This is a genomic window from Erythrobacter sp. CCH5-A1 (assembly GCF_001557115.1).
In the GTDB taxonomy this organism is placed as follows: domain Bacteria; phylum Pseudomonadota; class Alphaproteobacteria; order Sphingomonadales; family Sphingomonadaceae; genus Erythrobacter.
The window spans coordinates 1-6,840 of the sequence record NZ_LSKQ01000233.1 but is presented as its reverse complement, the minus strand read 5'-3'; the positions used below and the strand labels follow the sequence as shown (position 1 = coordinate 6,840).

The 6,840-nt window shown below is 67.9% G+C and carries 5 protein-coding genes; all 5 read left to right on the top strand.

Annotated features, from left to right (window positions below):
• Positions 1-1,304, top strand: a 1,304-nt coding sequence (locus tag AX708_RS14770) for an amidohydrolase family protein (RefSeq protein ID WP_066529929.1), incomplete at its 5' end; no start/stop codon positions are given.
• A 2-nt stretch (positions 1,305-1,306) separates the two neighbouring features.
• Positions 1,307-1,708, top strand: a complete 402-nt coding sequence (locus AX708_RS14765) for a DoxX family membrane protein (RefSeq protein WP_197426097.1) — start codon at positions 1,307-1,309, stop codon at positions 1,706-1,708.
• Positions 1,705-2,376, top strand: a complete 672-nt coding sequence (locus AX708_RS14760; protein ID WP_066529926.1) for a YoaK family protein — start codon at positions 1,705-1,707, stop codon at positions 2,374-2,376. Before AX708_RS14765 ends, AX708_RS14760 begins: the two co-directional genes overlap by 4 nt.
• Positions 2,377-2,481: 105 nt before the next feature.
• The gene (locus tag AX708_RS14755) at positions 2,482-3,675 is read left to right on the top strand and encodes an efflux RND transporter periplasmic adaptor subunit (RefSeq protein WP_197426096.1); all 1,194 of its coding nucleotides are present in this window, start codon (positions 2,482-2,484) and stop codon (positions 3,673-3,675) included.
• Between the two features lie 15 nt (positions 3,676-3,690).
• Positions 3,691-6,840 (top strand): efflux RND transporter permease subunit (locus AX708_RS14750; RefSeq protein WP_067490349.1); only part of this gene is annotated, 3,150 nt, incomplete at its 3' end.

Genomic DNA, 6,840 nt, shown 5'->3' with positions numbered 1-6,840 from the left:
CGTGCCAACATACCCGAAAATACCGCTTGCATCCAAAGGGGCGTCCACAGATGCCGTTCGATTACCAGCTCAATTCCACCCGCCACTTCATGCGCGACCTCAACCGGCTGGGGGTGACGAGCGTGATCGACGCCGGCGGGGGCTTTCAGAACTATCCCGACGATTACGCCGTGATCGAGAAGCTCCACGCCGAGGGCCAGCTGACGGTGCGCATCGCCTACAACCTGTTCACCCAGAAGGCGGGCGAGGAAAAGGAGGATTTCCTGCGTTGGACCTCCTCGGCCAAGTATCATCAGGGCGACGACTATTTCCGCTTGAACGGCGCGGGCGAGATGCTGGTCTTCTCGGCCGCCGACTTCGAGGATTTCCGCATGCCGCGCCCTGATATGCCCGCGAACATGGAAGGCGATCTCGAGGCCGTGATCCGCATTCTCGCCCAGAACCGCTGGCCGTGGCGGCTACACGCCACCTACGACGAGACCATTACCCGCGCTTTGGACGTGTTCGAAAAGGTCAATCGCGACATCCCCTTGGATGGCATCCACTGGTTCTTCGACCATGCCGAAACGATCAGCGAACGCTCGATCGACCGCGTGGCAGCCCTGGGCGGCGGCGTCGCGTTCCAGCACCGCATGGCCTATCAGGGCGAATATTTCGTCGAACGCTACGGCGCGCGGGCGGCCGAGGCTACCCCGCCGTTCAAGCGGGTGCTCGAGGCAGGGGTGAAGACCTCCGCCGGAACCGACGCGACCCGCGTGGCCTCCTACGATCCGTGGGTGTCGCTCGCCTGGCTGGTCACCGGCAAGACCCTGGGCGGCACCGGGCTCTACCCGCAGCGCAGCCTCCTCGACCGCGAGACGGCGCTCAGGATGTGGACCGAGAACACCACCTGGTTCTCGAACGAGGAAGGCAAGAAGGGCCGGATCGAGGTCGGGATGCTCGCCGATCTTGCGGTGCTGGACCGCGACTACTTCGGCGTGCCGGGGGACGAGATCCGCCAGATTACCTCGGTGCTCACGATCGTCGATGGCGAGCCGGTCTATGGGGCTGAAGGGTTCGAGGGGCTGGCCCCGCCGCTGCCCCCTGCCATGCCCGACTGGTCTCCGGTCAACATCTACGGCGGCTACAACAAGGCCGCGCCCGAGGCCGCAGCGCTGTCGAAAGTTGCGGCCGCCTCATGCGGCTGTGCCGCCACCTGCGGCGTGCATGGTCACGATCATGCGAAGAGCTGGGGCGCGGGGCTGCCGGTGGGCGATCTCAAGAGCTTCTGGGGCGCGCTGGGCTGCGCGTGCTGGGCGGTGTGAGCGTGCCCGACACCGAAGCGCCCCCCGCCACGATCCTGTGGCTGGCCCGCCTCGCGCTCGCCTCGCCCTTTCTGCTGAGCGGCATCACCAAGGCGGCGGACTTTGCCGGGGCGACCGGAGAGGTGCGGGGGCTCACCGGCCTCGAGCCTGCCCCGGCCCTCGCGGCAGCGGTGATTGCGGTGCAACTGGGCGGATCGGCATTGCTGCTCGCACGGGGCCGCGCGGTGTGGCTCGGCGCGGCGATCCTCGCCGCCTTCACGCTGGCGGCGACCTTTGCCGCGCACGACTTCTGGAACAAGCCCGAAGGCACCGCTTTGCGTGATGCGACCACTTTCCTCGAGCATCTTGGCCTGATAGCCGGTCTCGGCATCGCCGCGCTGTTCACACGGGCCCGCCCGGCATGAGCGAGGAAAAGCCCGCCCCCTTGCCCGGCCTCGCGAGTCTGCTCGCCTTCCTCTCGGGCTTCGTCGACACCGCCGCCTTCATCCACATGTCGGGGCTCTTCGTCGCCCATGTCACCGGCAACTTCGTGCTGCTGGGCGCGGCGCTGGCGACGGGGGGCATGGTCGGGGGCAAGGGGCCGGAGCTGCTGCAGCTCGGCGCCCTGCCGATTTTCTTTACCGCCGCGATGCTGACCGGCGCGCTCGCCGCGCGGCTGAACGCCGAGCGCGGTCTCAAGGTCATCCTGTGGAGTGCCAGCCTGCTCACCGCCGCGGTCGCAGGGGCCAGCGCATGGCTCGGTGCGGGGGCCTGGGATGCGGCCTCGGCGGTGGTGCTGATCGCGGCGATGGGCATGCTCAACGCGGCGCACCGCCTCAACCCGGCGATGGGCCCGCCCTTCGCGCTGATGACCGGCAATGTCGCCGCGCTCGCGATCCGCGCCGCGCAGCTTCTGCACCTCGCTCCGCCGCCCGCTGGACCGCCGAGCGGCGCCGAGGCGAAAATGCTGCGTGCGGTGATCGGTTTTGCGGTAGGCTGCGCGTGCGGTGCCTTGGCGCAGGTGTGGTTGGGGCTCGCCGCCGTGGGAATTCCGGCGCTGCTGCTGATGGGGCGACTCGCATGGCGCAGATAGGCGAACATCGGCACCGGGGTTGCTCTTCCCGCGCCGCGATTGCGGTTTCCACCGCGCGGGCAACATAAGTTGTCGTCTCAGTTAAGGGTTCATGCATTGGGGGCAATGATGAAGACGACCCGGACCATCCTGACCGCCGCCGCCTTGCTGGCCGCCGCCGCATGCTCGCAGCAGACCCCGCAGGCGCCTCCGCCGCCCACGGTTGCGGTCGCCGCGCCGCTGCAGCGCTCGATCACCGATTGGGACGACTATGTCGGCCGCTTCGAGGCGATCGAGGATGTCGAGATTGTGCCCCGCGTCTCGGGCAACATCACCCGCATCGCCTTCCGCGAGGGGCTGGCGGTCGGCAAGGGCCAGCTGCTCTACGAAATCGACCCGCGCCCGTTCCGCGCCGCGCTCGCTCAGGCCGAGGCCGAGGTCGCGCGTGCCCGCGCCAATGCCGCCGTCGCGCAGAGCGAGCTCGCGCGCGCCGCCACGCTCTTGCCCGACGAGGCGATCAGCAAGGAAGTCTACGAACAGAAGCAGGCGGCCGCCAAGGCTGCGCAGGCCGCGCTTGGCGCCGCGCGCGCGGCTGCCAATGCGCGCCGGCTCGATCTCGGCTTCACCCAGGTCCGGGCACCGGTGGCCGGGCGCGTGTCGGACCGCCGCGTTTCGCTGGGAGATTACGTATCCGCCGGGCAGACCGTGCTGACCCGCGTCGTCTCGGTCGATCCGATCTGGTTCACCTTCGACGGGGCGGAGAGCTTCTACCTCAAATATGTCCGCCAGGACGCAAGTGGCGAGCGCCAGTCCTCGCGTTATGCCCCCAACCCGGTCGAGATCCAGCTCGCCGACGAGGAGGACTATCGCTGGCGCGGCAAGATGGTGTTCGTCGACAACGCGGTCGATCCGCGTTCGGGCACGATCAAGGCGCGCGCCGAGATCGCCAACCCCGATGGCTTTCTCGTCCCCGGCCTGTTCGGCCGCGCGCGGCTGCTAGGATCGGGCGCCTATACCGGCCTGCTGGTGCCCGACGAGGCGGTCATCACCGACCAGACCCGCCGCGCGGTGTTCGTGCTGGGCAAGGACAACAAGGTCGAGATGCGCAATGTCGAACTGGGCCCGATGGTCGAAGGCCTGCGGGTCGTGCGCAGCGGACTTAAGGCCGGCGACAAGGTCGTGCTCGATGGCCTCGCCCGGCTTCAGCCCGGTGCGGTGGTCAGCCCCAAGCAGGGCAAGATCAAGCCCCGCGCCAAGAACGCCGCCCCCGTCGCGCTTCCCGTCACCGCGCCGCCGCCTGCCGAAGCCAAGACGCAGTAGAGAAGGGGCACGCGCGTGAACTTCCCGCACTTCTTCATCAACCGCCCGATCTTTGCCGCGGTGCTCTCGGTCCTGATCGTGATCGTGGGGGCGATCGCCTATCCGACGCTTCCCGTGGCGCAATATCCCGAGATCGCGCCGCCCACGGTGGTGGTCTCGGCGAGCTTCCCGGGCGCCTCGGCCGAGACGCTGGCGGAAACCGTTGCCGCGCCCTTGGAGGAGCAGATCAACGGGGTGGAGAACATGCTCTACATGTCCTCCTCCTCCACCGGGGACGGGAATGTCGCGATCACCGTCACCTTCGCGCAAGGGACGGATGTCGACCAGGCGCAGGTGCTGGTGCAGAACCGCGTCTCCACCGCCGAGCCGCGCCTTCCGGAAGAAGTGCGGCGCCTTGGCGTTACGGTGCGCAAGAACTCGCCCGACCTGCTGATGGTCGCGACGCTGATCTCGCCCGACAACCGCTACAACCAGCAATATCTCTCGAACTATGCGACCCTCCAGCTGGTCGACCGGCTGAGCCGCGTCGAGGGCGTGGGGAGCGTGCGCATCTTCGGTGGGCGCGACTATTCGATGCGGGTGTGGATCGATCCCGACCGCGCGACGTCGCTGAATCTCGATGCCGCCGAGATCGTTGCCGCGGTGCGCGCGCAGAACGTGCAGGTCGCCGCCGGCGCGATCGGCCAGCCGCCGTACAACACCGGCGGCACGGCGTTCCAGCTCAACATCCAGACCCAGGGGCGGCTCATCACCCCCGAGCAGTTCGGCGACATCATCGTCAAGCGCTTCGACGATGGCCGCCTGATCCGCCTGACCGACGTGGCGCGGGTGGAGCTGGGCGCACAGGATTATAGCGTCAACGCCTTCAATTCGGGCCGGCCGACGGTCGCTGTGGTGGTCTCGCAGCTCCCCGGTTCAAACGCGCTGGCGACGGCCGAGGCAGTGCGCGGCGAACTGGAAACGGCGAAACGGGATTTCCCCCCGGGGCTCGAATACGCGATCCCCTATGCCCCCACGACCTATATCGAGGCCTCGATCGCGGCGGTCGAGGACACGCTGTTCGAGGCGATCGTGCTGGTCGCGCTGGTGGTGCTGGTGTTCCTTCAGAGCTGGCGCGCGGCGATCATCCCGATCATCGCCATTCCGGTCTCGCTGGTCGGCTCCTTCGCCTTTCTCGCCGCCTTCGGTTTCAGCCTCAACAACCTCTCGCTGTTCGGGCTGGTGCTGGCAATCGGTATCGTCGTCGACGATGCGATCGTGGTAGTCGAGAATGTCGAGCGCCTGATGGAGGAGGAAAGCCTCTCCCCGCGCGAGGCGGCGCACAAGTCGATGGACGAGGTCTCGGGTGCGCTGATCGCGATCGCGCTGGTCTTGATCGGGGTGTTCCTGCCGACCGCCTTCATCCCCGGCATCTCGGGGCAGTTCTACCGCCAGTTCGCGCTCACCATCATGAGCGCGACGGCGATTTCGGCCTTCGTCTCGCTGACGCTCTCGCCCGCGCTCGCGGCGCTGCTGTTGAAGCCCAAGGCGCACGGGGACACGCCCCCTGCGCCGGGCTGGCGCGGCTGGGGAACGCGGTTCGCGCGCGGGTTCAACCGGGCCTTCAACAAGCTCTCGGACCGCTATGGGCGGTTCACAGCGCGCGCCGTGCGGGCGCTGGCGGTGGTCGGGATCGCCTATGCGGCCCTCATCGGCCTCACCATGTGGCGCTTTGCCGAGACGCCGACCGGCTTCATCCCGGCGCAGGACCAGGGCTATCTGATTGCGGTGCTGCAAATGCCGCCGGGCACCTCGCTCGAGCGGACTACCGAGACGCTTGAGCAGGCGCAGAAGATCGCGCTCGCCAATCCGGCCACCGCTAGCACCGTCGCCTTCGGCGGGTTCGACGGGGCGACCTTCACCAATGCGCCCAATGCGGCTGCGATGTTCATCTCCTTGAAGCCCAAGGACCAGCGCGCGGGTGCCAACCAGCTGCTGGGCGAGCTGAACGGCGCGCTCAGCCAGATCACCGCCGGCAACATCTTCGTCATCCCCCCGCCCCCCGTATCCGGGATCGGCACCGGGGGCGGCTTCAAGATGATGCTCGAGGACCGCGGCGGGGCGGGCTATCAGGCGCTTGAGACGGTCGCCTTCACGATGATGGCCAAGGCCAACCAGGCGCCCGGCGTAGGCGGGGCCTTCACCACCTTCAACACCCGCACCCCGCGCCTTTACGCCGACATCGACCGCGAGCGCGCGGAGCAGCTGGGCGTGCCGCTCGAGAACGTCTTCGCGACCTTGGCGACCTACCTCGGCTCGACCTACGTGAACGACTTCAACCTGCTCGGGCGCACCTTCCGCGTCACCGCGCAGGCCGACGCCCCGTTCCGCGAAAGCGCGGCGGACATCCTGCGGCTGCGGGTGCGCTCGGATTCGGGCGCGATGGTGCCGCTGTCGGCAATCATGACGATCCGCAACGAAGGCGGCCCCTACCGCGTGGTGCGCTACAACCTCTATCCGGCAGCCGAATTGCAGGGGAACACCCTCCCCGGCTTCTCCTCGGGGCAGTCGCTGAACACCATGGAGGGCCTCGCCGCCGAGACCCTGCCGCAGGGCTTTGCCTTCGACTGGACCGAGCTTGCCTTCGAGCAGAAGAATGCGGGCAACACCGGGAGCATCGCCTTCGCGCTCGCGGTGGTGTTCGTCTTCCTGCTGCTCGCCGCGCAATATGAAAGTCTGGTGCTGCCGCTGGCGGTGATCCTGATCGTGCCGATGTGCCTTCTCGCCGCGCTGCTGGGCGTCAATGCGATGGGGCTCGACAATAACATCCTCACCCAGATCGGCCTCGTCGTGCTGATCGGCCTCGCGGCCAAGAACGCGATCCTGATCGTCGAGTTCGCGCGCCAGAACGAGGATGAGGGCAAGCCCCTGCGCCAGGCGGCGATCGATGCCGCAAGGCTGCGCCTGCGCCCGATCCTTATGACCTCGATCGCCTTCATCCTCGGCGTGCTGCCGCTGGTGCTGGGGCAGGGTCCGGGCTCGGAAATGCGGCAGGCGCTGGGCGTGGCGGTGTTCTTCGGGATGCTCGGCGTCACCATCTTCGGCCTGATCTTCACGCCCGCCTTCTACATCATCGCGCGGATATTCGGCGATTGGGCGGGGAAGAAACTCCGGCGCGGCAAGCCC

What these genes read in the sequence shown, in the direction of transcription:
- AX708_RS14760 (WP_066529926.1), top strand. Translation starts at nt 1,705, where the DNA reads ATGAGCGAGGAAAAGCCCGCCCCCTTGCCCGGCCTCGCGAGTCTGCTC.
- AX708_RS14755 (WP_197426096.1), top strand. Translation starts at nt 2,482, where the DNA reads ATGATGAAGACGACCCGGACCATCCTGACCGCCGCCGCCTTGCTGGCC.